The following is a 23,555-nucleotide window of genomic DNA, read 5'->3' as shown; positions in this document are numbered from 1 at the left end:
GGCTCTTCATGCTGGTACAGGTCCACTACCGTCGTGCTTTGAGGCGTCCACCTCCACGTCGCCGCCGCTCTCCACCTCCGCATCCACCTCGCCGCGCTCGGCGGGCGTCGTCTCCCGCGCGGCGCGCAGGGCCTGGGCGTGCCGGGCCTGGAGGCCCTCCAACGAGAAGGTGGCGTGCAGCTCCTGCCGGGAGTCAGCGCCGCCCATGACGAACTCCTTGAGCCTCACCATCGTGTTGAAGTCGGTGGGGTTGTCAACGCGCACGCGTCCCTCGGACAGCGCCTCCTCGAAGCCGAGGAGATAGCCGTCAATCATCTTCAGTGCGTCGTCCTTGGAGACGGCGATGGCGTTGGCGCGCAGCTCGATGAGCTTCTGGTCCGCCTTGGTGGCGATGCGCGTCTTGGCCTCTTCGCGGCGACGCAGGCAGTTGTGCTCCTTCGCGTAGTTGGCGACGAGGGAGGTGGCGACACCGAAGCGCTCGGCCAACTCGCGGTACGAGGCGTAGCTCGTCATGGTGGAGCCGTCGGGGAGCGTCTTCACTTCGCCGAAGACGAGGGCGCGGTCCAGCTCCTGGCGCGGGAGCGCGGGCTCCTCGGACTTGCGGGGGCGGCCCGTCTTGCGCTTCGCGGGCGGTGGAGTCGGTGGTGCCTCGAGAGGCTCGACAACCTCGTCCGCCGGCTCACCCGCGAGGAGGCGCTTGCGGCGGCCGAGGCAGTCGTGCTGCTGGGCGTACTTGGCGACGGCGCTGTGGGCGACACCAAAGCGCTCAGCTAGCTCGCGGAGGGAGGGGAAGCGCCGCTTCACACGGCCCCGGGTGGTGGGCACCTCCTCGCCTTCCACGAGGAGTTTGTCCACCTCGGCATGGGGCAGCCGAGGGCCTTCGGCCTTGGTGGGGCGCCCCAGCTTCTTGAGGGGCTTCTTCTGGGCCATGCCTTCCCTCAGCAGCCTCCGGAGGGCTGCGGCACCGCGTCCACGGCCTGGGTGCGCAGGCGCTGCATCAGCCGCGTGCGCTGGCGCTTCAACCGCTGGTACGTCCTCTCGGCCTCGGCGGCGTCGCCCTCGACGAGGCGGCTGACGTAGGCGCGCAGCTTCTCGCGCCGGACGACCGTCGCCATGAGGACCTCGACGTCGCTGCGAGGCAGGGTGGCCTGGGCCAGATGCACCAGCACGGCGTCACGCTTCACGAAGCTGCGGCGGACACTGGGCCGCCTGGGGCTCTCCACCGGAGTGACGGACCGCACGTCAGGCAGCCACTCGGCGAGTTGCTCCTGCGTGTACGTCTCATGCTGCTCCGCGCGCTCCTTGCGCAGGTAACGGAACACCTCGCGCGCCGTCTGCTGGCGCAGGCGGACGGCAGTCCAGTCACCCCAGCGCGAGAGGGGGAAGGCGCGTGCGACGGAGAGGAAGGTGGCGAGGACGAGCTGGTCCAGGTCCTCCCTGGGCACGGCGTTACCGAGGAGGCGGCGGCGCAGGCGACGCAACATGGGGGCGTAGGCGGTGGCGAGGGCCGCCGTCCACGCGGGGCTGGAGGAGGCCTGCATTTCGGCCACCAGGGCCCGGGTGAGGGCTTCCCGCTCCGGGTACGTCTCCTCGCGCGCGTCAGCCATGGCGGCCAGCACCGAGTCGAGCGTGGCATGACGCGCGAAGGCCGGCCGCTGCGTGCGCGCAGCCGCGAAGACGGCCTGGAGCCGAGGGGCGAGCGCCTCCGCACGCAGCAAGTCCAAGAGGTGGTCGAAGAAGTCACTCACCGGGGGCGGGCCTCCCACCACTCGCGCACCAACTCGAGGAAGTCGTCCAACGGCATGGCGACGAGGGGCGGCTGCCCGTCGTCCTTGCACACAGCCAGCGGCCAGCGGCCCGCCGGGCACGTCTCCACGGCCTGGCGCAGGGCCTCGCGGACGTTGGTGCGCTGGTGGGCCTTGGCCTCCAGCCAGAAGCACGGCACCTCGACGTCGGACACCTCCTGGCCGGTGCGGTACTGGAGGCCGCGGCGGATGAGGGCCTCGGGCATGGCCTCGCGGAAGCGGTGGACGAGGGCGCGCTCGAAGTCAGCGCCCTTGCGACGAGACGAAGCTCCACTCACGAGACACCTCCCGACTCCTCCAGCAGCCGCTCCATGTGCCCGCCACGGGCCATGCGCACGGCGAGGCAGCGGGCCACCTCCAGCGCGCAGCGGGCGTCCGCCATAGCTCGGTGGGGCGTGGGCCGGTGGAGGCCGAAGCGCTTGGCCAGGGCGTTGAGGGAGAGGGACTCCACCTCGCCCGTGGCGAGCAGCGGCCATGCGAGGCTGGCGGTGTCGAGGCGGTGGTAGTCGACGCTGGGCAGGTTCAGCTCGGTGCGGCGGTAGCCCTCGACGAGGAAGGCCCAGTCAAAGCTGGTGTTGTGGCCGGCGACGAGGGTGCCCGCCAGGAGAGGCGTCACGGTGGCGAGAACCTCCTGCAGGGGCAGGGCGTCTCGCCACTCCTCGTCGGAGTAGCCGCACACGGCCAGGGCTTCGGGGTGGGCGTCGGCCAGCCGGGTGGGCTGCACGCGGGCCTCGTACTCCGCCAGCACCTGGAGGCTGCGGGCGTCGACGCGAAGCACCGCCACCTCCAGCACCTCGTGCCGGGAGGCGTCCAGGCCCGTCGTCTCCAGGTCGACGAAGCAGAGCGTCCTCAGGTGCGGCGGGAGGCCGGGGAAGAGCGGCTGGCGGAGAGCGGAGACAGGGGTGGTGTCGGAAGCAGGATGAGCGAGCACTATGCGACCTCCTTGGCCCAGAACCTGGGCGAGTGGTGTTTGGTGGCGAGGGAGTCCAGCTCGGCCTTCAGCAGCGCGACGTGTGCGGTGCCCAGGCGCTTGCCCGCGTCCTTCAGCAGCGCGTCGAGGGCCTTCTTCTCGACGCTGGCGAGGCGCTGCACCAGCTCCTCACGAGGGAGGCCGGTGGCCTGGGCCAACACCGCAACGGTGGGCTCCAGCGGGTAATCGAGGCTGGTGGTGTTGAACATGCGGTAGCGCGTGCCGGCGAGGACGAGCTCGTCCTGCTCAGCGAGGTGGGCTCGGAGGACGCCCTCCAGCTCCGCCTTGCGCGCGCCGAGAATCTTCGCGAGCTGGGCGACTTCTTCACGCTCGCGAGCGACGGACTCCAAGTCGGACATGTCCCTGCAGACGACTTCACGCTGGCCCGTCAGCGCGCGGGCGTAGGTGGGGCAGTCGCGCCGGTGGTCGCAGTACGCGCAGTTGGGGTTGAGGCGGGCGGGGAAGGCCTCCGCCGTCTCCATCTGCTGGCCCAGCGTCTCGACGTACGCGAGGGCGGCTTCCAGCTGCTCCTCGGTGCGCGTCGTCTCCTGCCGCACGCCGTGGCGCAGCATCCACATGGACAGGCGCACCTTCTTCGCCCAGGGCCACATGCGGCGCGCGGCGAGGGCGTAGAGGCTGAGCTGGAGACTGGAGTCCAGCTCCTCGCGGGTGAAGAGCTGGTGGTTGGACTTGTAGTCCATGACGTGGACCGTCTCGTCGTCCACCCAGTCGACGCGGTCGATGAAGCCCAGGACGGTGAAGGGCCCCACCGGCAAGCGGAACTCCTTCTCGATGCCGAGGATGTCGCGGGAGTCCACGCGGCCTTGCTGGCGGACGAAGTCCTGGAGGATGCCGAGGCCCTGCTGGAAGAGGTCCAGGCCGGAGAGGCCCTCGGCAGTCCATGCTTCACGGTAGAGCTGGAGGGCGCGCTCCTCGGAGAGCGGGCCCACGTACTCGGTGTCGACGACTTCCTGGAGGAGTCGCTCGAGGACGGCGTGCAGTGCCTTGCCGAAGCGCAGGGGGACGCCGGGCTCGGCGGTGCGCTTTTCGAGGTAGTGGAGCCTGTAGGACAGCGGGCAGGCCTCGAAGCGGCTCAGCCGGCTGAACGAGAGGTGTTCGTTTCGCAGTCCGCTCATGGCGTGGGCCTCCGGGCCGATGCAGTGGCGTGTCGCGAGACAGTCATCACGCTCTTTCCGAGCGAGACATCAAGTCGAAGCGGGTGCAGGGAGCGGCCCCATGCGTGTGTTTCACAGGCGAAAGCCACGCTCATGGCGCCCCCTCGTCCGCGGAGGCCGGCCGCTTCTCGAAGGACATGACGCGAGAGCCTGGGAAGGCAGACAGGACGCGCACCAGGGTGGCGGCGTGCTCCGGGGTGAGTTCCTTCCGGGCCTGGCCGGTGTAGGCCGGGACGAGCCACACTTCGCCGTAGGTTTCGGAGCGGAAGCACACCTCGGCGTTGAGGGCCTTGAAGCTGGCGATGTCCTCGTCGGTGAGGCCGCGCAGGCCGGAGAGCGGGGCCTCCGCGTCCAGCTTCTTCACATCGGGAGACGCATCTGGTGGCGCGGGCTTGGAGGCGGGGGCTGGGGCGATCTTCTTCGAGCCAGCCTCGCTCAGCGGATGGCCGAAGAGATCCACCGCAACCAGAGCGGACTTCGCCGGAGGCACGGGGGCGGGCGGCGCGGCCACGTCACGATGAGGCCGGGCCTTCCGATTCACCTTCAGCCACTCGGTGCAGGTGCCCACGCCGGGCAGGGTGCAGCCACCACCAGGACGGTAGTGCAGGCAGTGCTTGCCCTCGCCGCGGACATACGCTTCGCACGTTACGCCAGGCGGACGTTGTGTGGCGGGGGTGGGCTGGAGGTGGTGGGTAAGGGCCATGCGCGGATGTCGGCGGCGCGTGTTTGCCGATACACCCTAAAAGCACCCCATCCCTTTGATTTGGGACAAGAAATCATTTCGCCCGAATTTATTTTTGATTTTCCCCGAGCGAATGACATGCGGGCGTAAGGCAGAGCAAAGGCCTTCGGCGTGATTTCGGGGACACCTGCATCGACGCTTATTTCGCTCGCGCACCTGGAAGGCCAACGCGGAGCCGGAGGGTGGCAGCCGTGGCAGGCTCGACTCAAAAGGCTGCCACGAAATTCCCTAGTGAAATCGCAGGAGTGGCGGAGGTGGCGGTGGTGGCAGTGTTTTCTGGGGTAATGCCGCTTAGGGAGAGTGTTCTCTTGACCCCCTATTGAATAGTGCCATTCAAATATGCGCGCGCCCGCTACGTAGGGGTATTTTTTGAAACACTGCCACCTCTGTCACTTCAAGATAAGATATTGAATTTATAGAAGAAGAGGGTGGCAGATAGGGCTGCCACGGCCTGCCACCGACTGCCACTATTGAGACGTCAAGTGAAGTCGCTGCGGCTGGTTGTGAAGGCGCATGCGAGCGGGCACTTGTCGAGGGGGGCGCACGTCCATGCCATGGCCTGTGAATGCCCACAGGACGGCCGGAAACGGCCTCCAGGCTCGTGGAAGGGGTGGTAGCCGCCCCCAGGGCTGGGGGTGACGTTTTCCGCGTCACCTGCGGCCTTCCAACGCCGTCGCTCCCCGGTGTGAGGTGCGCAGGATGCGACTGCTGCCGGGTGCGCTCCTGTGGAACGATGGGCGATGATACGGAGAGAGAAAATGTTTCACTCGGTGCACGTCCGGATGTGTGGACGGCTCAGTCCCTCTCGTGAAGGCGGAGCCCGAGTGGCAACGCCCCAGGCATGAAAGTCGCAAGACGCGCGGTGCTGTGTCCCCGACTTCACGCCACCCGACTTTTGATGCCTCCGCTGTTGGAGCGTGTCGTGCGTCTTGCGTGAGGGCATGTCTCAGTGATGTGTCGCCCCTGGGCTGTGAGGAAGTTGCTTGAATTTCAGAATTGAGAGGGTGTGCAGATTTGTTGTGATTAGCCTGGCCCTGCCGGTGGTGTCGGCGGGCGGGGGCGTCGTTCGACCTGGGCGCGGCCTGTGTGGAGGTGGCACCCCCGTCTTCTTGGGGACACCACTTTCCCGTTGCCGGGCCCCCAGTCGGAAGGGCGCTCGTCCGTTACCGTAACGGAGGTTTCGGAGGGGCTTGGACGCGCGGGTGGCGTCCTCTCTTCCTTCGATTGGCTCGCCGCAGCCTCGAGTCCCCCGCCAAAGGAGGGACACCGCGGAGGCGCTGGCGTCATTTCCTCCACCGGGGCTCGGCCTTCTCTACCCACTCACCTGGCTTTCTCTGTGCGCCGAGCGCAGGGCCGGGGCGGCATTCATCTGTGAGTCGTAGCTGGAATGCTCTTCATCAAGAGCTTGGCGTGGCCATCCGGACGGCTGAGGCGAGGCGCGCCTACCGCTTGGTGCGGCGCAACTGGGAGGCACTCTCCGACTTCGAGGAGCCGGAGGCCCTTGTTTCATTTCTCACGGCGCGCGAAGGCGACTCTCACGTCAAGGATGGGCTGCTCGCGGGCCTCGTCACGTTGGTGCAGATGGGAGCCTCGGCCCGCTTCTTCGTGGCCCTGTTGTGGCTGGGCCTGTGGCCGGGGTTGGACGGCGTGTATCGCCGATGTCTCAGGCGAACGGGCCACCCGCCCGCGGAAGTGGTTTCCTCGATTGCCGCGTCCTTCATGAGTCTCGTGGCGCGCGTCAGCTTGGCCGGTGTCCAGCGCGTGGCTGGGACACTCGTGCGTGGGACGGAGCGCGACGTCCTCAAGGCTTGGCACAAGGAGTTGGTGGAGCAACGCCACCGCGCGCGCCTTCAGTTACTGGCGGACGCGGACGGCGGGGTGCTCTCGGTGTTGTGGCCCACCCCCTCTGCCTCTCGAACCCGCTCCTTCAGCGCCGAGGTGGAGGAGCTGCGTGCGTGGCTCCTCCCGCTGACGGGCGAGGACACCGACATGGTGGTGTCCGTCCTTCTTCGCGAAGAGGACTATGTCGAGGTGGCCGCGAGCCGTGGGCTGTCGCCCGAAACGGCGCGCAAGCGCGTCCAGCGGGCCCTGGGGCGCCTGCGGAAAATGAAGAAAAAATGCCCAGAAAAGATTCCTTGTCCCAAATCGGCGGGTGGGGGTGCTTTTTAGAGTTTGTGGATTCCGAAACAGCCGAGAGGGCAGCGGGTGGGGACGACTGACGGGATGCGCGAATCGCGTGTCCCCGGCTCGCGCCACCTGGCTTTGAGGGAGTAGAGGGGCCGCCTCGCGCCCCAATCCAATCTTGCTTCGAGACGCCCTGTCCGTCCCGGCGGACAGCAACGCCACTGTATTGCCAACAACCTGGAAGGACTCAGTGAAAACAGCCGCGCGAAACAACTTCGAGCACGATGAAACATTCGTGCGCTTCGTCGCTCGCATTGACGGACACCGCCTCCGGGTGGTGAGCCGGGGTGACTCTGAGCCGAAAGCGGAGGTGCGCAGCGCGTGCCTCTGCTGCGAGTGCGACGAGGCCCAGGCCCATGACTACATCCGCCTGCCGGGACTCTTCCGCCGCTGGGAGATTCAGCACGTGGTGGACACCGATGCGGACTTCAACATCGAAGCGGCGGGCTCCACGGATGACGGCACCGAGCTGTTCTCGGTGTACCGGCGCGAGCGCCCCTCCCCCACTACGCACCGCCAGAAGGAGGAGTGAAGCACCATGGCCAGCAACATGTGGGAGCAGACGGCCGCGATGGCCAAGCAGCATGAGCAGCAGGGCGGCGCCTGGTTGAAGCTGGCGAACGACGGGGACATCGCCGTCGTCGTCTTCCTTGGGGAGCCGCACCCACGCGAGGTGGTTTTCCTCGACAACAAGTTCGTCCCCTTCGACGAGAAGCTGAAGGCCCAGGGGCACAAGCCCTCGCTGCGCGTGGCCCTCAACGTCGCCGTCTACGGGACGCGCGAGGTGAAGGTGATGGAGCAGGCCTCCACCTTCTTCACCAACCTGCTCCAGGTGCGGGCGAAGTACGGCTTGGAGACGTGGGCCTTCGAGGTGAAACGCCATGGTGCGGCGAAGGACCCCAAGACGACGTACTCCCTCCTGCCGGAGAAGCAGTTGTCCCCGGCGGAGGTGACGGACTTCCAGGCGCTGCGTCTGCATGACTTGCCGAAACTGTATGCGGCCGAGGCGGCAGCGGCGGCGAGCGGCACGTCGCCCGCAGCCACTTCCAGTCCGAAGGCGGGGGAGCCCGTCGACGTCAAACTCGCGCAAGGAATGGCCACGGCCCTGAAGGCGCTGCCGCGCGAGGCGGTAGACAGGTTCCTCCAGAAGTTCGGCGTGCAGCGCATTCGCGACATCCCGGCGTCGAAGGGCGAGCTGGCGCGCGCCTTCGTCGACTCCCTCGTGGCCGAATACTCCGCGGAGAGCGTCGTGGACGTGGACCCCTTCGGTCCGTGAGCGTGCCCCGCTGAAGCTGGTTGCCGTAACCCTGCGCGAAGGGGGCCCATTGCGAGCCCCCGCCGCGCTTCTCTGAGGACAACAAGAATGGTGGAAGACTTCTCCGAAATGCACGGGGACGGGGGACGTGTTGTCTCTCGCACCCAGGACTCCAGCGTGGGGGCCGCGCCGTCCGCGCCTGTGCGCAACGCGAGCGCGTCCACGGCCAAGCGGACGCTGCGCGTGCGAGTGGATGCCGGGCTGCGGCTCGCGGCGGGCGACGTGCCGCCCAAGGTGCTGGAGGGCCTCTGCCGGGTGCTCTCTCTGCCCAACCCCGCGTACTGGAAGCTGGTACGGCTGCGCAAGCGCCCGGGGGCGGAGCCTCAGACGCTGTACTTCTTCCGCCAGCAGGAGCGGGAGCTGGTGCTGCCGCGCGGGGCCATTCACCTGCTGCGCCGGGCTGCGGACGAGGCGGGCCTGACGCTGTCCTTCGAGGACGCACGGGTGCTGCCGCCCAAGCGCCTGCCGAAGCTTCCGGAGGTGTCGCTGCGCGACTACCAGGCCGAGGCGGTGGAGCGGCTGGCGAAGGCCACCCAGGGGACGGCGGTGCTGCCATGCGGGGCAGGTAAGAGCGTCCTGGCCATGGGGGCCATTGCCCGCCTGCGTACGCCGACGCTCATCCTCGTCCACACCTTGGATTTGGCGGAGCAGTGGCGAGAGCACATCCGCGAGCGCCTGGGCCTGGTGGCCGGCCTCGTGGGCGCCGGGGAAGAGGAGGTGCGGCCCGTCACCGTCGCCGTCGTCCAGTCCCTCTCTCGATGGGACGAGGCGAAGCTCGACGCCTTCCTCCATCACTTCGGTCTGCTCGTCCTCGACGAGGCCCACCACATTGCCGCCAGCGCCTTCCATCGAATCGTGGATCGCTGCCCGGCGCGCTACCGGCTGGGCCTGACGGCGACGCCCGAACGGGAGGACGGGCTGACGCCTCTCCTGCGCTTCTACCTGGGCGCGCCTCTGGCCGTGGTGAAGCACGAGGACCTCGTCGCGCGCGGAGTGCTGGTGGTGCCGGAGGTGCGCGCCGTGGAGACGGCCTTCGACTACCCGTACTGCCGCGCTGCGGACTACGCGCCCATGCTGGAGGCGCTGGCGGAGGACAAGGCGCGCAATGACCTCGTCCTCGGCGCCGTGGCGCGCGAAGCGTGGGCAGGCCACCTGTGCCTTGTCCTCACGGGGCGTGTGGACCACTGCGAGCTGCTGGCGCAGCGGCTATCGGCCACGGGCTTGTCGGCTGCGGCGTTGACGAGCGAAGTGCCGCGCGAGGTGCGCAAGGCACTCCTGGACCAGGCTCGCGCCGGGCGCGTCCGTGTCCTGGTGGCCACCAGCCTGGCGGATGAGGGGCTCGACTTGCCGCGCCTCTCTCGCGTCTTCCTGGCGTACCCCGGCCGCGCGCGTGGACGCACCGTCCAGCGTCTCGGACGCCTCATGCGTCCCCACCCGGAGAAGAAGAGCGCCGTCCTCATCGACTTCGTCGACGGGAAGGTGCCGCTCTTGCGGCGCCACCATGCGGAGCGCCGCCAGCAGTACGCCACGGTGCTGGGAGTGACGGCCAACGCCGACGTGCATTGAACCACCACAGGGAGTGAGCACCTCCGATGACGACACCTTCTGACACCATTCCAAACCCCGACGCCATCCTCGCCACCTGGCGGTGGCTGGCGCACGCACAGCACGGCGTAAGCGAAGTCCGCGTCATCCGCCCAGGCGGCGGGGGCCTCGTCGGCCTGGGCTTCTTCGACGACGAGGAAGCCTTCGTCGCGGCCTGCGCGGCAGCCAATGCCGATGGCAACGTGTACGTGGGCATTCAGCCGCGGCCTCGGCGCCTGCTGGAGCTCGCCCCCAACGTCCTGCGCCCCTTGCGGACTGGGGCGGGGAGCAAGGACATTGAGGTCGTGACGGCCACGGTGGTGGACCTCGACCCCGTGCGTCCCAAGGACACGGCCAGCACCGAGGACGAGCTCTCGCTGACGCTCCAGGTGGCGGAAGCCGCCGCGGCCTGGTGCGAAGCGCAGGGGCTTGCCCGCCCGCGGCTGATGATGAGCGGCAACGGGGCGCAGCTGTGGTTCGCCCTCCCGTCGCAGTCCCTGGCGGGCGAGGCTCAGGAGCGTGTGCAGGCGGGCCTGAAGGCCTTCGAGGCCGAGGTGCGCGCTCGCTTCCAGTCCGAGCGCGTGCACGTGGACTCCATCCACGACGTGGCGCGCATCATCAAGGTGGTGGGCACCGTCAGCCGGAAGGGTGCGGGGACAGCGGAGCGGCCTCACCGAGCAGCTCGGGCGCTGGCCGGCTTCGAGCGCGTGGAAGACGCCGGCCTCCTGGCGCGCCTGCTGAGTGCCCCGGTGCAGCAGCCCGTGGCGCATCTGGCGCGTCCGGCCCAGGTGGCGCTGCCGCTAGCGCCCTCTACCTCGGCACCGCAGGGGACGGTGAAGGCTCGCCGGACGGCGACGGGGGAGTACGACTGGGCGCATCCGGTGGAGATGTGCGGCCCGGTGCAGCGCCTATGGGAGCAGGGGGCGGAGGACCGGAGCGTTGCCATCTTCAACATGGTGCGCTTCTTCGTGCACAAGGGGCTTGGCCTGGACGAAATCACTGAACTCGTCCTCGAGTACGACCGCCGGGGCCTCGGGAAGCTGAAGGGCCGGGACGGTGTCGGCTACATCCGCAAGGCCTACGAGAAGGTGGTGGCCACGGCTCGCGAGGACAGCACCGTGGCGCCGCCCTGCCACTCGCTCCAGGGACTGGGCTTCTGCCGAGTCAACCGCGAGCCGGACGTGCGTTGCGAGCTGTACGACGTCGTCTTCGACGTCGAGAAGGCCGTGGAGGCGCTGGCCACCGTGCCGGCCCAGGACGTGGAGTACCGTCTCAAGCCCATCCTGGAGGCCATCGCCCACCGTCCTCCGTCCGCGCAGGAGAAGTACTTGGCGCTGCTGGAGGTGCGCACGGGCCTGGCGGCGCAGAAGCTTCGGCTGTCCATGGCCCGCGCCGTGCGTACCCAGGCCGCAGGAGAGGGCGCGGACACCAAGGGAGGAGGGAAGAGCAGCAGCGGTGACGACACCATCGACGGCGAGGTGTACGAGGACGCGTACTGCTACTACACGGTGACGCAGCGGGGTGAGGCGAAGGCGATTTCCTCCTTCACCTTCACGCCGACGGCCCTCGTGGAAACCGAGGAGGGGGAGGTTTTCCTCGGGGACGTCCGCACGGACAAGGGAGCCGAGGTGGAAGGAGCGCGGCTGCCGCGGCGGGCCTTCAACTCGCGCAAGGAGTTGCTGCACCACCTGCCCTCCGTCCACACGCAATGGACGGGCAGCGACAACAACGTGCAGGGACTGCTGCGCTCGGTGGCGCGGCGTGCGGTGCCGAGGCTGCCGGGCACCACCGTCCTGGGGGACTTCAAGCGGGGGGCGCACCACGTATGGGTGGCGCCCGGGTGCACCATCGGGAAGGAGGGCTTCCTCGCGGCCTCCCCCGTGGCGTACTTGCCGAATGGGACGACGCTCGAATCGCGCATCCGCTACGAGGCCGCGGACGACGACGCCTTCCATGACGTGGCGAGCACGGTTTTCGAGTACTTGCTCAAAATCAATACGCCCCAGGTGGTGCTGCCCATTCTGGGGTGGTTTTTCGCCACGCCAATGAAGCCGCGCTTCATGGAGAAGGTGGGTTCCTTCCCGCTTCTCTTCCCCTATGGGACGCAAGGCAGTGGCAAGTCGAGCACGTGCACAGAAGTCTTCTGGCCCCTCTTCGGCGTGCCTTCCTCGGATGCCTTCAGCGTGACGGAGACGGAGTTCGCCCTGGTGAAGTTGCTGTCCGCCACGCGCTCGGTGCCGGTGGTGGTGGACGAGTACAAGCCCGGTGACATGCCGCTGCCCCGTCTCCACCTGGTGCACCGCTACATGCGGCGCCTCTACCGAGGAGAGACGGAGGAGCGGGGGCGCCCGGACTTGTCGGTGGTGAGCTACCGGCTGCAGGCGCCGCTGTGTATTTGCGGAGAGACGCGTCCCACGGAGGCGGCCCTCGTGGAGCGCCTCCTGCCCGTCAACCCGGAGAAGGCGACGGTGCAGCGCCGCGACTGCCGGGCGGCCTTTCGTAAGCTGACGTCCGTCAACCTCGCCCTCTTCGCCCCTCGCTACATTCAATTCTGCCTGGGACGGGACTTCGAGGCGGACTACCGCGTCGTCCGTGCCGTGGCGGAAGTCCTCCTTGAGAAGAGGGACGCGCCTCCGCGTGTAGCGGACAACGTGACGGCCATGCTGTTGGGCATCCACCTCTTCGAGGAGTTCGCCAAGGAGTGCGGCTATGCGTTGCCCGAGGACTTGGGGGCCCGCGAGGCCGTGGACGCGGTGCTGAAGGACGTCCTCGAGGAAGAGACGGGCGTCCGCAATGCCCTGGATGCCTTCATCCAAATGCTGGGTGTCATGGCGATCCAGGGCGAATTGAAGCACCGCGTCCACTATGCCTTCGACGATGGGCGCCTGTGCCTCCACCTGGAATCCGCCTACGACGCCTACCGCGCGCACTGCAAGCGCATCGACTATCGAGGGGAGTTGGTGGACACGAAGGCACTGCGACGCCTCATTCACGAGAACCACCGCGCCGGAGAGTATGTCCTCTCGCCCAGTGAGCGCGTCTGCTTTGCCGGCAAGGCCCTGCGCCGGTGCGCCCTAGTGATTGATGTCTCAAAGGCCCCCTTCATCTCCGCGGAGGACTTCCCGCATGCTGAAGACGCAAGCCGCGGGTGGCGTTGGCGTGGCCATGACGAAGGCAGCGCCGAGGAGGTGGCTTCGTGACGGGTGTGGATGGGAAGCCCGGGCCTCCGGCAGATGCGACTGATGTGCCTCACCACCAGCTCCGGCGTCACGAGGCCGCGGTGGATGTCCTCGCCGATGCCCTCTGGGAGTTGTGGTTGCGTCGGCGGGCACAGCCACAACGACAGCCGCCCGCGTGGGGGGCGGAGGAGGGCGCGCATGGCTGAGCCGCAGACTCTCGACTTGTCTTCTTTTGGGGACAGAGCGTCCATGGCTTTCGCCCGAGGGCGTGCTGCCCCGGACGAAGGAGACACCACCATGGCGAAGAAGGGGACTGCGCGGGCCGCGCGCAAGGAGCTGGCGGACGTGCCACAGCAACTGGCCGCGCTGGCCAGCATGTCAGTGCCGGAGCTGGCGGAGAAGTACCTGGAGTTGTACGGAGAGCCCACGCGCAGCCGCAACCGGGACTACCTGAAGAAGCGCCTGGCCTTCCGGATTCAGGAGCTGGCTGAAGGCAGCCTCTCCGCACGCGCTGTCGCACGCATCTCGGAGTTGGGCGACAAGCTGCCCGAGCGTTGGAGGATGCGGCAGGCGGAGGAGACGAGGCCCTCAGCTCCGCCTCATCCAGCCGCTGCTGACGGGCGCGCGGCCGCTGTGGATGGGCGTGACGCGCGCCTGCCGCCGCCGGGCACGGTGTTGACGCGCGTGTTCAAGGGGACGCAGCACCAGGTGCTGGTGCGCGAGGGCGGAATTGAATACGAGGGCCAGCTTCACCGCAGCCTCTCCAGTGTGGCGAAGCTGATTACGGGCACGGCCTGGAATGGCTTCTCCTTCTTCGGACTCAAGTCCGGCGGCTCGAAGACGGTGACGCCATGAGCGGCCCCGCCTTCTTCCAGACGCACATGGGGCAGCGCTTCTACGAGGGGACGATGCCGCAGCTCATCCGCGAGCTGACGCGCCTCAACAACAACCTGGAGCGGCTGGTGGCCGTCGCGGAGCAGCTCTCCGGGCCGAAGCAGTCCTCGAGCGTCGAATCGGTGCCGCCGCCGACGACAGAGGGGCCGGAGGGACCATGAGGAAGAGCAAGTCTCCGCCCTCGGACGCGAAGCGCTGCGCCGTCTACACGCGCAAGTCCACGGCGGCGGGCCTGGAGATGGAATTCAACTCGCTGGACGCCCAGCGCGAGTCCTGTATCTCCTACGTGCAGCGCCAGCCCGGCTGGGTGTTGGTGGATGAGAGCTACGACGACGGCGGCTTCACCGGCGCGAACATGGAGCGGCCCGCCTTCCAGCGGCTGCTGCAGGACGTGGATGCGGGCCGGGTGGACGTGGTGGTGGTGTACAAGGTGGACCGCCTCTCCCGCAGCCTCCTCGACTTCGCGAAAGTCATGGAGCGCTTCAACGCGGCGGGTGCCTCCTTCGTCTCGGTGACGCAGAACTTCAGCACGGCGGACGCCATGGGGCGGCTGACGTTGAACATGCTGATGAGCTTCGCCGAGTTCGAGCGCGAGATGATTTCCGAGCGCACGCGGGACAAGGTGGCCGCCGCGAGGCGCAAGGGGAAGTGGACGGGAGGACGCTCGCCGCTGGGCTACGAGGTGAAGGACAAGCGCCTCGTGGTGAATGAGTACGAGGCGGTGGTGGTGCGGGAGGCCTTCGAGCTGTACCTCCAGCACCAGCAGGCCTCGGCGGTGGCGCGCCTCCTCAATGAGACGGGGCGCAAGACAAAGCGGTACGAGGCCCAGAGCGGTGCCACGCGCGCGGCACGGAAGTGGACGACGCAGGATGTGCTGCGCCTCTTGAGGAGCCCCCTGTACGCGGGCTTCGTTCCCTACGGAGACGAGACGCACCCAGGCGAGCACCCGGCCATTGTGGACAGGAGCACCTTCCAGCGGGTGCAGGACATGCTGGAGGGCCGAGGCCCCGGCCTCCAGTACCACGGGCGCAACCCCGACTACGTGCTGCGGGGACTCTTGCGGTGTGGTCTGTGCGGCGAGGCGATGACGCCCGGCTCCACGCGCAAGGGCACGCGCGAGTACCGCTACTACCGCTGCGTCACCCGGGACAAAAAGGGGAAGGAGGGGTGCCGGGCCTCTCCCATTCCGGCAGCCGCCTTGGAGGACTTCGTCGTCGCGCGGCTGCGGGAAGTCTCGGTAGGTAGGGGCTTTGCGGCACAGGTACACGCCCGCCTCACGGCGCGGCTGGAGGAGAAGCACAAGGCCCTGCACGCCGAGCGCGCGCAGCTCCCGAAGGACCTGGCCAAGCGCTCCGGGGAGTCCGCGAAGTGGGTGGACTCCCTCTCGAAGCTGGAGGGCCCAGCCCGACGCCTCGTCGAGGAGAAGCTGACGGCCGCGGAAGAGGAGGCCGTCGGCATGAAGAAGCGGCTGGCGGAGGTGGAGAGCGCCCTGGATGCCATGGAGGGGGAGAAACTGGAGGCGGCGTGGGTGGCCCAGGCCCTGGCGGACTTCGACGCGGTGTGGGACGCCCTCACGGCCGCCAACCGGGGTCGCCTGCTGCAGGCCCTCGTCGGCCGGGTCGTGGTGGACGAGGACACGGATCGCGTGGATGTGCACCTTGCCCATGCCGGTGAACCCGCGACGCCCGGGCGCAAGGAGGTGGCGGCGTGAGCGCGAGCCCCGAGTCTTGGCCGACGGAGGCTGGCCTCATCAGCGCGCAGTTCCACCGCGTGCGTCGGGCGAAGGTGGGCTTCCGAGAGGGGGCGCGACCCCCGCCGCGAGAGGTGGCGCGACGGCCAGCGCACGCCGCGCGAATGCTGGCCCTGGCGCACCATGTGGAAGCAACCATTGAGCGGGGACTGGTGGCGAGCGCGGCGGACGTCGCTGGCCAACTGGGCTTTACCCGGGCGCGCGTGACGCACCTGTTGGACTTGCAATTGCTGGCGCCGGACATCCAGGAGGAAGTGCTGTTCCTCGAGGCCGTGAATGGAGAGGAGCCCCTCAGCGAGAGAGGACTTCGGGCCATTGCTCACGCGGGGACGTGGGAAGCGCAGCGCGAGCGCTGGCGTGAGGTGAAGGCTTCATTCTGAGGCCGAAGTCCGAGTACCTGGACTCCTTGGTGTAGCGTGGGTGCAAGAGGCTGACTGTTGTCGTGTTGAAGAATACGCGGGCCAGCCAGCCCGCGAGGAAAGCGAGCGAGAGCACATGCAGAACGACATGATGAGTGCCATTCGGGCCGTGGTGGCGGAGGAAGTAGGGAAGACGATGGGCCGGCAGGTGGAGCTGCTGGAGAAGATCGCTCAGTTCCTGGGCATCGAGCCTGGCTCGGCTCCTGCGGCGTCCGCGCCGAAGCGCACACCCGTGCCTCCTCCCGCGTCGAAGCGCCCGCCCGCGCCCGCCACTGCCCCGAAGCGCCCGTCCTCGGTGCCCGTGCGGAAGTGGGTGAAGCCGGAGGCCGCGTCGAAGCCCACGCGGGCTGGGCCCGCGCCCCAGAAGAGCCGCGGACGTCCGCGCGCAGCGGGACGCACAGCGACGGCCGCGGCCCTCAGCTCCAGTCCCGGCCCCGAGACGTCGGTCTCGTATGAGCTGGGACAAGAGGTGCGTTACAAGCAGGGGCGGGGCAGCTTCTCGGCGAAGGTGAAGTCCATCGACGCGAAGGCGAAGACGGTGACGGTGGAGCGCGTCTCCGACGGCAAGCAGGTGGTGCGCCCCTTCGACAAGGTGACGCCAGCCTGAAACTGGGCCGCGAAGCGCCCTCTCTGGAGGGCGCTCCTGCGGCAAGCAGTAGGAGTGCGAGAGCGCTGCCTCCGCTTGGCATGCCGCTGCGGAAGGCGCTCCGCATTCGTCGCTACGGTTCATCGGCCATCTCGTCGAGTTGCCCCTGGGCGAGGGCGCGGTAGTGGGGCACGACTTCAACGGCGAGCACGTCCCGCATTTCTTGGCGGGCGCTGTCGAAGTCCCCTTCTGCTCGTGCTGGTACGTCCGGCTCAACGCATCCATGAGCCTGTGGGAGCCTTCTCGGATACGCCGAGACGCCTCGCGCAAGAGGCCCAGCGCGCCCGACTTCGTGGCGAAAGCCTCCTCGGCTTCGTTTCGTGATGTCAGCTTCTACGTGAGGGCCAAGCGCTCTCCTGCGACGGGGGCAGTGGGCCAGTGAGCGAATCGGGCCCCAGTCAACGGTTTCACTCGTGAGCCCCGGCTTATCGGGGGGCATGGCTGGGGCCCTTCGTACCCAGGAGGGGGAGATGGTGCGTTGGCGGGCCAGAATCGGGGTGCTGCTGTCTAGCTGCGGGGGGCGTGGCTTCACAGAGGCGAAAGGTCATGTTACTTCGCAGGTGAAGTCAATTTGACCAATTTTCGATTGAGTGGGTAGCTCGGCTGCGAAGGGGCGTGTCCATGAGGCCGCGCCTCTTCCTTGAGGAGGAGTTACAGCCATGACGAAGCATCCGGACGAGGTGACGACGGAAGAGGGACCGACCCGCGTGCCAACCCTCCCGACACGTGCTGACGCGCACTTCCTCTTCGAGGTGGGAGGTGTGCGCTATGAGGTGGTGCGCGAGTTGGAGGTGCGGCCGAATCGCGAGAGGCTGCTGCGGGCTCAGCGGCGTGCCGCGGACGGCACGTTGTCGGGCCCCTGCCTGGTCCGCCAACTCGCCAGCCCTGCCTCGTACATGGCTCGCAAGCGGCTCGCGGAGGAAGTGGAGTTGGCCTTCTGCCTCGACCACCCCAACATCGCCCAAGTCTTCCATGTGGAAGTGGACGAGGTGGAGGACGTCCCCTACGTCATCATGCAGTACGTGGACGGCCCCTCGCTGGAGACACTGGTGTGTGCGGCGGTGGTGCGGGGCCAGCCCCTCTCGGAGGGCTTTGGTCTGTACGTGGGGACGGAGGTGGCGGACGCGCTGCACTACGCGCATACGCTGACGTCGGGGAAGGGCGTGCCCCTGGGCATCGTCCACCGGGACGTGAGCCCCCGGCACATTGCCTTGGGACGCCATGGGGAGGTGAAGGTGCTGGACTTCGGCTCCGCGTACTCACTGCTGGTGGGGCGGGAGGAGTCGCCGGAGAGTCTGCTGAGAGGCGACGTGGCGTACGCCAGTCCGGAGTACCTGCGCAAGGCGGGGCTGACGCCGCGCTCCGACGTCTTCAGCCTGGGCGTGCTGCTGGTGGAAGTCATGACAGGCAACCACCTCTTCGAGGTGCACGACGTCCCGCCCGTGCCGGCGAAGGAGAGCCGTCAGCGGGCGGAGACGCCTCCAACGCTGCCGTTGCAGCAGATGCAGGCCCTCATGGAGACATTCAGCCCAGAGGTTGTCGAGAAGGCGGTGGCCACCCTCTCGGACGACGTCAAAGCCGTGCTGCACAAGGCCCTGCGCCTCGACCCCGAGGAGCGCTTCGCGACGGCGGGGGACATGCGCGATGCCCTGCGCGGCGTGGCCCTGTCGCGGCCCACGGGGCCCTACGGGCGCGCGGAAGCCGCCAGAGAGGCAGCCCTTGTCGTGTCCGCGGGCGGGCAGATGCGCGACAAGGTGGAGTTCGGCGAGGGGGGCCTCTACCCGGAGGGGTTGGACGCGCACGAGTTGGTTGCCCTGAAGAAGGAGTAGGCCGTCGACGGTCTGCTTCGCGTGGCTCGAAATGGCCGGCACCTCGCCACGAGGTGGAGCGCCTTCTGGCGAGGAAGAAGCGCCTGGAGGAGTGGCTCGCCGAGGTGAATGAAGCGCTTCGGGAGTGTGGCGCGGCGTACCCGGGCCCCTCGGCCTGCCTGTGAGGGCGCCCGTCGGCGCCGAGGACTGCCCGGCCTGTTCGCGCTCGGGACGCCAACGCGTCGGCCGTATGCAACCTGGTGTTGGAGAGGAGGGCGCGCGAGCCGTTCGGCGGCGCCTCCTCCCCAGGGAGCTGCCTCAGCGAGCCAACTCGGTGGCGACGTGGACGAGGGCGTCCAACTTCCCTGCGTCGAGCTTCCGAGCGACGAAGATCAGCCGGCGCAAGGTGGCGTCGTCCTCCGGCCGAGCCCGAGCCTCGCTGTCGGTGGACTCGGTGAGTCCCAGCAGGTCCTCCGGGGAAACCATCAACGCGATGCACATGCGGTACAGCGTCGAGACGCTGGGCATCATGTGCCCGCGCTCCACGCGACTGTAGACGGCGGCGGCCAGCCCCACGCGCTCCGCGACTTGAACCTGAGTCAGGCTCATCTGCTCCCGGGCGAGGCGGGCGACGGAGCCGATTTGGGTTGCGAGTTCTTCATTCATAAGGTGCAGGGGAGTATACCCGGTGGCTGTTTGTCGGGGTGGCGTCGCTCTATCAGCGAACGCCAGAAAGAAGCTGAACGAGGGCGAGCGCTTGGCGCGTGTCCAACCGGTGCACACGCCGTCGCAGGGCGTCCTTGGCGGTGGCGGCGATGTCCGGCGACAGGAGGGTGGGGTAGCCCAGCAACTCGTTGGGAGTGGCTCCGAGAGCGGCGCACAGCCGGTACAGCGTCGCGACGCTGGGGAGCATTTGCCCTCGCTCAAGCCGGCTGTATGCGTTGCGGGAGATGGCGACGACTTCGGCCACTTCCACCTGCTTCAGGCCTGCGCGAAGGCGTGCCGCGCGCACGGTGTCTCCGATGATGGCGGGTAAGGGGCGGGGGGAAGCCTTCGGAGGGGCCGTGGCGTGGACGTCAGGAGGGAGATGCATTCCGTGCAAACAATACCTTAAATGCACATGGACTTCACCTGTTGGGTATTGCTGGATGCCTCTCCTGTGGCCGGTACTCACGTGTGGGAGAAGAGTCACGCGATTCCCCTGGGCTTCTGGTAGCGTGGGCCGGCGCCGGGGAGGGAGTGGCATGCGCGTGGCGGTAGTCCTGCTGTCCGACGGAGTCTCCAGGAGGACGTCGCCATGAGGGAGGACGGCCCCCCGGCCGTGCTGTCCCCCGGGGACGTGGTGAAGGGCTACACGGTGGTGAGGCAACTGGACCGAGGTGGCTTCGGCACCGTGTACCTCGCGACGAACGACGGGCAGCCCTGCGCGCTGAAGCTCGTGGAGCGGCTGCGCGTGGAGGGGCGGGCAGAGAGGGAAGTCGCCATTCTCTTGAGCTTGAAGCACCCCAACGTGGTGGGGATTCGCGGCTTCTCCTACTGGCAAGCCGGGGAGCGCGAGTTCGCCCTCATCGCCATGGAGTACGTGGAGGGGCGGAAGCTGAGCACGTGGGTGAAGGAGGAAAACCCCTCGGCCCGGCAAGTGGCGAAGGTGACGCTCGACATGGCGCGGGCGCTGGCGGCGTCGCATAAGGCGGGGGTGGTGCACCGGGACGTGAAGGACGCCAACGTCATGGTGCGCGCCGCGAACGAGCGGGCGGTGCTGGTGGACTACGGAATCGGGGACTACAAGGGCGCCCCCGGCGTCACCCAGTCCATGCTCCCGCCCGGAACGATGGAGTACCGGCCTCCCGAGGCTTGGCGCTTCATGAGGAAGCACCTGGGCCAGGCGGGCGCCCGCTACGTGTCGGCTCCCTCGGACGACATGTGGGCTCTGGGCGTTGTCCTCTACCGCCTCCTTACGGCGAGGTGGCCCTTCGATGCATCGACGGACGCGGACTACGTCGAGGGCGTCATGGGCAAGGCGTCCGTGCCTCCCCACCTCGCCAACCGCTTCGTCCCGGAGCGGCTGGGCCTGCTGTGCATGCGGCTGCTGGAGAAGGAGCCTGCGGCGCGCCCCAGTGCGCAGGCAGTCTGCGAGGCCCTGGAGGAGATGCTGGCCGAGGCGGAAGGGGAGGCGTGGGAGGTTCCCTTATGCGACACGTATGGCCCGCACTCGGCTACCACCGAGAACGAGGGCGGGGGCGAGGCGAAGCACCTCGCGCGCAACAAGCTCGCCCGGTGGGTGAAAGTCCCCTTGCGCCAGATGCGTCGTGGCAAGGCGCCTGGGCCGGAGCTGCCGGAGATTCCCGGCGAAGGCCCGCCCGCGGAGTTGCTTCCCCAGGCAGCTCCGATGGCTGCTGCCTCGCCGCCTGTCGAAGCGGAGCGGCTGGGCTCGGAGCTGGAGGAGGGGCTGGGCGCCGCAGAGGTTGCGGCGGAATCCGCGCTGGCGTCCCCCTTCGTCGAGGTGAGGCGGCGCTCGTTCCTCTCGCGACTCAGGATGGGGCGCGTGCTGGGGGTGGGGCTGCTGGCCGTCGCCCTGGCGGCAGGGGCGCTTCTCTCGCAACGGACACCTCCGCCACCGGGGGCTCAAGCCCCCTTCGCCCCTGGCCAAGAAGTAGCGACATATACAAAGAAACCTCAAGCTGCCCGAGCCGCAGCTCCCACCGGGCCGGAGGCAACACCTGCGGCCGTCGCGCCTCCCGCGACGCTTCCCGAGGTGACTGCCACCGTGACGACACCCCAGAGTGACACCCCTTCCTCCCTGCCGGTGCTTGCCAAAAAGGCCACGAGGAGCGCCCGCAGTGCCCTGGCGACGACGGTCCTCTGCGGCGCGATGGCTTGCACGGGCCCGCAAGTGCGCCCTGCTCCGGATTCCGAACCGTGCCCGGAAGGAGCCACCAAGGGCATGAAGATGCTGGGCATGGATATTGGGGCCGAAGCGGCTGCGAGCTTCGTTCAGGGTGAGGAGAAATACGTAACGGTGAGGGAGGGCCCTGCGCAGATTATCTTTCTGGCGTCGGGTGGTGCCACGCTGTCTGGGCGACAATTTGTGGCTGACCGTCTCTATGTCCGACTGACCCGAGCGCGGACGAGCAAGGAAAGCTTCCCCGTCTGCCTGGAGGTGCTGGACACCTCTCGCAACCGCGGCCTGGAAATAGAGGGTGGCGGAGGGGATTCCGGAAAGGCTCGCGTGTACTCTGCCGTTTTCGTCAAGGCCGTGAGTGAGTTTGAATGACAGGTCGCTGTTTGACAGGCGCTCGTGAGTCGCCAGAGGCGTCGTTGCTCGATTGGTCCAGGAGAAACGTCGCGTGCATCATTCAGTGACGGCCGGTCTGTTTTTACTTCTCCTCGCAGGTGAGGGGTCGGCTCTGGCGCAGTCGCCCTCGCCCGCCGTGGGGCTGAGCGTTCGCCGAATCGAGCTGGTCTCGGATGATGCTCAGCCAGTGGCTGAAGTGGCGGTGAGCCCAGGGCTATCGACGGTGTTCCTCTTTGACTCGGAGGTGAGTCGAGAAGGGCTGACGATCGAGGGACGCGAGCGCTTCGCGATGGTGGACGCTGGACTCAATACCTTGCGCCTGGTCCCTTCAGAGAAAATCTCCGCTGGAGAGCGGCTCACGTTGACGGTGCGCTTCCAGGATGGATCTGCCCCGGCAAGTGCGACGATTGTCCTGGTCGCACACCCAGCACGGTCGGAAGCGCTCATTGAGGTGTATCGACACAGGAGGGGCGTCGAGACATACCAGGAGGAGGTTCGGCAGGCGCGCATCGAGGCTGAGCAGTGCAAAGAGGAGAATGCGCGTCTGCGCGCGGAGCGAAGTGCACCTGATGGAGTGACGGGACTCATTTCGACGTCGGTCCTGAACGGGCGCGGGCTTGATTTCCGCGACGTGACCAAGGGTGTGACCCTGGGCCCAGGCGGGGCGGCAGCCAAACACTATGTCAATACATATCGCGCAGCCCGCCGGGTGGCTGTAGAGGTCGGCCTCAAGTCAGTGGGGGATGCCCAACCGTGGACTGCGAAGGGGGCAACCCTCCGAGGCAAGGCCAACGAGGAGTTGAAGGTGCTTCAAGTGTGGCAGTCCGGCCCATTGGGCTCGGCCCCGGATGTTCAGCGAGTGGTGGTGGAAGCCGAGTCCGCATCGGAGTCACCTCAAGGACCCTTCACGCTCAAGCTCTGGGATGCGGATGTGCGCCGCACCGTCACCCTGGGCAACATCACCTTCCCATAAGCTGGAGTGTGCGCGGGTGGAGGCGCGCCTCACTGATGGCTGCGGGCGCCCTGATGACGACGCTCCTGCACCACCTTCAATCACTGCTCCTCGATGTAGGCGTTGGGCTCGCGAACTGCGCAGGGACCTCCTGCGCCATGTAAGGCACCCGCTGGCCGTCGTCGTGCGCGAGTAGCGGTCTACGCTTCGTCGTGCAGCATGCCTGACGAACGCTGAGGAGCTCCGCCACGGTCATTCCGATTCGCGCGGTTGGCGCCGTGCGCGGAGCTGGTTTGTCCTGGTGCCGCAGTGTGACTTGGCACGATTGTCTATACCCCAACGGGCCGGGTCGCCCGTGACTCTTTTAGCGCGATGACCCACCCGGTTCGCCGTCCTGTCGGACCGAACAGGGAACCTCTGTCCTGGGCGCCCCCTGCTGGGGCCTTCCGCGGAGGCGTCGATGGGCATGCATTGGAGTTGGGCCGTCGTCTTGCTGCTGCTGTTACCCGGGGCAGGAGGGGCGCAGGAGGCCGTCGCCCCAGAGGACTTCGACGCCACCGTGCGCAGGCTGGAGGAGGCCATCTCGGACGCGCCTTCCAGCGAGGGAGAAGCGGGAGAGGCACCGTCCGAAGAGGAGGCTTCTCCGCCCGCCAGGTTCGACTCGACACCGCCGTGGACAAACCTGCTGCGCATGGACGCGGCGACGTTGACGTTGCTGCCTCGGAGGGGCGAGGGCACCGAAGAAGGCTTCGTGCAGGTGGAGCCCATGGTGGCCTTGGGGAAGGGGGAGTCGTTGCGCCTCATTCTCGGGGCGCCGGTACGGCTGCGGCTGTGGGG

At 67.9% G+C, this 23,555-nt stretch carries 21 protein-coding genes and 2 pseudogenes; 14 read left to right on the top strand and 9 right to left on the bottom strand.

What is annotated here, in order from left to right:
* Positions 1 to 6: 6 nt before the first annotated feature.
* The 6 genes from D7Y13_RS07760 to D7Y13_RS07735 form a co-directional block, all read right to left on the bottom strand.
* Positions 7 to 930, bottom strand: a complete 924-nt coding sequence (locus D7Y13_RS07760; protein ID WP_120582204.1) for an AT hook motif domain protein — start codon at positions 928 to 930, stop codon at positions 7 to 9.
* Between the two features lie 8 nt (positions 931 to 938).
* A complete protein-coding gene (locus tag D7Y13_RS07755; protein ID WP_120582203.1) occupies positions 939 to 1,769 on the bottom strand; it encodes a hypothetical protein in 831 nt (276 codons plus the stop codon).
* Positions 1,745 to 2,083, bottom strand: coding sequence for a hypothetical protein (locus D7Y13_RS07750; protein ID WP_120582202.1), 339 nt, complete (start codon positions 2,081 to 2,083; stop codon positions 1,745 to 1,747). The genes D7Y13_RS07755 and D7Y13_RS07750 overlap by 25 nt, the downstream gene beginning before the upstream one ends.
* Complete coding sequence (locus D7Y13_RS07745; RefSeq protein ID WP_233595268.1) at positions 2,080 to 2,736, bottom strand: 3'-5' exonuclease; 657 nt, start codon at positions 2,734 to 2,736, stop codon at positions 2,080 to 2,082. The genes D7Y13_RS07750 and D7Y13_RS07745 overlap by 4 nt, the downstream gene beginning before the upstream one ends.
* Entirely contained in the window at positions 2,736 to 3,911 is a 1,176-nt protein-coding gene (locus D7Y13_RS07740) for a RecB family exonuclease (RefSeq protein WP_120582200.1), read from the bottom strand. The genes D7Y13_RS07745 and D7Y13_RS07740 overlap by 1 nt, the downstream gene beginning before the upstream one ends.
* Before the next feature lie 130 nt (positions 3,912 to 4,041).
* A complete protein-coding gene (locus D7Y13_RS07735) occupies positions 4,042 to 4,653 on the bottom strand; it encodes a hypothetical protein (RefSeq protein WP_120582199.1) in 612 nt (203 codons plus the stop codon).
* Positions 4,654 to 6,102: 1,449 nt separating this feature from the next.
* Between D7Y13_RS07735 and D7Y13_RS07730 the strand changes: the two genes are divergently transcribed.
* The 10 genes from D7Y13_RS07730 (at position 6,103) to D7Y13_RS07680 (ending at position 16,624) form a co-directional block, all read left to right on the top strand.
* The gene (locus D7Y13_RS07730) at positions 6,103 to 6,861 is read left to right on the top strand and encodes a sigma-70 RNA polymerase sigma factor region 4 domain-containing protein (RefSeq protein WP_120582198.1); all 759 of its coding nucleotides are present in this window, start codon (positions 6,103 to 6,105) and stop codon (positions 6,859 to 6,861) included.
* 250 nt (positions 6,862 to 7,111) lie between these two features.
* A complete protein-coding gene (locus D7Y13_RS07725; RefSeq protein ID WP_233595267.1) occupies positions 7,112 to 7,408 on the top strand; it encodes a hypothetical protein in 297 nt (98 codons plus the stop codon).
* 6 nt (positions 7,409 to 7,414) lie between these two features.
* Positions 7,415 to 8,152, top strand: coding sequence for a hypothetical protein (locus D7Y13_RS07720; RefSeq protein WP_120582196.1), 738 nt, complete (start codon positions 7,415 to 7,417; stop codon positions 8,150 to 8,152).
* An 87-nt stretch (positions 8,153 to 8,239) separates the two neighbouring features.
* On the top strand, positions 8,240 to 9,757 hold the full coding sequence (locus tag D7Y13_RS07715) for a DEAD/DEAH box helicase (RefSeq protein ID WP_120582195.1): 1,518 nt from the start codon (positions 8,240 to 8,242) through the stop codon (positions 9,755 to 9,757).
* A gap of 26 nt (positions 9,758 to 9,783) precedes the next feature.
* Entirely contained in the window at positions 9,784 to 12,975 is a 3,192-nt protein-coding gene (locus tag D7Y13_RS07710; RefSeq protein ID WP_120582194.1) for a hypothetical protein, read from the top strand.
* Positions 12,976 to 13,251: 276 nt separating this feature from the next.
* The gene (locus D7Y13_RS07700) at positions 13,252 to 13,809 is read left to right on the top strand and encodes a DUF2924 domain-containing protein (protein WP_120582193.1); all 558 of its coding nucleotides are present in this window, start codon (positions 13,252 to 13,254) and stop codon (positions 13,807 to 13,809) included.
* Entirely contained in the window at positions 13,806 to 14,009 is a 204-nt protein-coding gene (locus D7Y13_RS07695) for a hypothetical protein (protein WP_120582192.1), read from the top strand. The genes D7Y13_RS07700 and D7Y13_RS07695 overlap by 4 nt, the downstream gene beginning before the upstream one ends.
* On the top strand, positions 14,006 to 15,559 hold the full coding sequence (locus D7Y13_RS07690) for a recombinase family protein (RefSeq protein ID WP_120582191.1): 1,554 nt from the start codon (positions 14,006 to 14,008) through the stop codon (positions 15,557 to 15,559). Before D7Y13_RS07695 ends, D7Y13_RS07690 begins: the two co-directional genes overlap by 4 nt.
* A complete protein-coding gene (locus tag D7Y13_RS07685; RefSeq protein WP_120582190.1) occupies positions 15,556 to 15,978 on the top strand; it encodes a hypothetical protein in 423 nt (140 codons plus the stop codon). Before D7Y13_RS07690 ends, D7Y13_RS07685 begins: the two co-directional genes overlap by 4 nt.
* Before the next feature lie 115 nt (positions 15,979 to 16,093).
* The gene (locus tag D7Y13_RS07680) at positions 16,094 to 16,624 is read left to right on the top strand and encodes a PspA (RefSeq protein WP_120582189.1); all 531 of its coding nucleotides are present in this window, start codon (positions 16,094 to 16,096) and stop codon (positions 16,622 to 16,624) included.
* Between the two features lie 112 nt (positions 16,625 to 16,736).
* Here the strand turns inward: D7Y13_RS07680 and D7Y13_RS07675 are convergent.
* A pseudogene (locus tag D7Y13_RS07675) lies at positions 16,737 to 17,102 on the bottom strand (DUF2379 family protein).
* A 220-nt stretch (positions 17,103 to 17,322) separates the two neighbouring features.
* On the opposite strand from D7Y13_RS07675, the gene D7Y13_RS07670 reads away from it, so the two are divergent.
* Positions 17,323 to 18,492 (top strand): serine/threonine-protein kinase, encoded by a 1,170-nt coding sequence (locus tag D7Y13_RS07670; protein WP_120582188.1) that lies wholly within the window; start codon positions 17,323 to 17,325, stop codon positions 18,490 to 18,492.
* A gap of 297 nt (positions 18,493 to 18,789) precedes the next feature.
* On the opposite strand, the gene D7Y13_RS07665 is transcribed toward D7Y13_RS07670, so the two are convergent.
* A complete protein-coding gene (locus D7Y13_RS07665) occupies positions 18,790 to 19,137 on the bottom strand; it encodes a helix-turn-helix domain-containing protein (protein WP_120582187.1) in 348 nt (115 codons plus the stop codon).
* A 52-nt stretch (positions 19,138 to 19,189) separates the two neighbouring features.
* Complete coding sequence (locus tag D7Y13_RS07660) at positions 19,190 to 19,483, bottom strand: helix-turn-helix transcriptional regulator (protein WP_233595266.1); 294 nt, start codon at positions 19,481 to 19,483, stop codon at positions 19,190 to 19,192.
* Between the two features lie 285 nt (positions 19,484 to 19,768).
* On the opposite strand from D7Y13_RS07660, the gene D7Y13_RS07655 reads away from it, so the two are divergent.
* The 3 genes and pseudogenes from D7Y13_RS07655 to D7Y13_RS07645 form a co-directional block, all read left to right on the top strand.
* The gene (locus tag D7Y13_RS07655) at positions 19,769 to 21,745 is read left to right on the top strand and encodes a serine/threonine-protein kinase (protein ID WP_120582185.1); all 1,977 of its coding nucleotides are present in this window, start codon (positions 19,769 to 19,771) and stop codon (positions 21,743 to 21,745) included.
* A 73-nt stretch (positions 21,746 to 21,818) separates the two neighbouring features.
* Complete coding sequence (locus tag D7Y13_RS07650; RefSeq protein ID WP_120582184.1) at positions 21,819 to 22,739, top strand: DUF2381 family protein; 921 nt, start codon at positions 21,819 to 21,821, stop codon at positions 22,737 to 22,739.
* A 445-nt stretch (positions 22,740 to 23,184) separates the two neighbouring features.
* Positions 23,185 to 23,555, top strand: a pseudogene (locus D7Y13_RS07645) (hypothetical protein); the annotation flags it as partial.

Source organism: Corallococcus praedator (assembly GCF_003612125.1).
Taxonomy (GTDB): Bacteria; Myxococcota; Myxococcia; order Myxococcales; family Myxococcaceae; genus Corallococcus; species Corallococcus praedator.
This window is presented reverse-complemented; position numbering and strand designations above follow the sequence as displayed.

What these genes read in the sequence shown, in the direction of transcription:
- D7Y13_RS07760 (WP_120582204.1), bottom strand. Translation starts at nt 930, where the DNA reads ATGGCCCAGAAGAAGCCCCTCAAGAAGCTGGGGCGCCCCACCAAGGCC.
- D7Y13_RS07740 (WP_120582200.1), bottom strand. Translation starts at nt 3,911, where the DNA reads ATGAGCGGACTGCGAAACGAACACCTCTCGTTCAGCCGGCTGAGCCGC.
- D7Y13_RS07735 (WP_120582199.1), bottom strand. Translation starts at nt 4,653, where the DNA reads ATGGCCCTTACCCACCACCTCCAGCCCACCCCCGCCACACAACGTCCG.
- D7Y13_RS07720 (WP_120582196.1), top strand. Translation starts at nt 7,415, where the DNA reads ATGGCCAGCAACATGTGGGAGCAGACGGCCGCGATGGCCAAGCAGCAT.
- D7Y13_RS07715 (WP_120582195.1), top strand. Translation starts at nt 8,240, where the DNA reads ATGGTGGAAGACTTCTCCGAAATGCACGGGGACGGGGGACGTGTTGTC.
- D7Y13_RS07710 (WP_120582194.1), top strand. Translation starts at nt 9,784, where the DNA reads ATGACGACACCTTCTGACACCATTCCAAACCCCGACGCCATCCTCGCC.
- D7Y13_RS07700 (WP_120582193.1), top strand. Translation starts at nt 13,252, where the DNA reads ATGGCGAAGAAGGGGACTGCGCGGGCCGCGCGCAAGGAGCTGGCGGAC.
- D7Y13_RS07695 (WP_120582192.1), top strand. Translation starts at nt 13,806, where the DNA reads ATGAGCGGCCCCGCCTTCTTCCAGACGCACATGGGGCAGCGCTTCTAC.
- D7Y13_RS07690 (WP_120582191.1), top strand. Translation starts at nt 14,006, where the DNA reads ATGAGGAAGAGCAAGTCTCCGCCCTCGGACGCGAAGCGCTGCGCCGTC.
- D7Y13_RS07680 (WP_120582189.1), top strand. Translation starts at nt 16,094, where the DNA reads ATGCAGAACGACATGATGAGTGCCATTCGGGCCGTGGTGGCGGAGGAA.
- D7Y13_RS07670 (WP_120582188.1), top strand. Translation starts at nt 17,323, where the DNA reads ATGACGAAGCATCCGGACGAGGTGACGACGGAAGAGGGACCGACCCGC.
- D7Y13_RS07665 (WP_120582187.1), bottom strand. Translation starts at nt 19,137, where the DNA reads ATGAATGAAGAACTCGCAACCCAAATCGGCTCCGTCGCCCGCCTCGCC.
- D7Y13_RS07655 (WP_120582185.1), top strand. Translation starts at nt 19,769, where the DNA reads ATGAGGGAGGACGGCCCCCCGGCCGTGCTGTCCCCCGGGGACGTGGTG.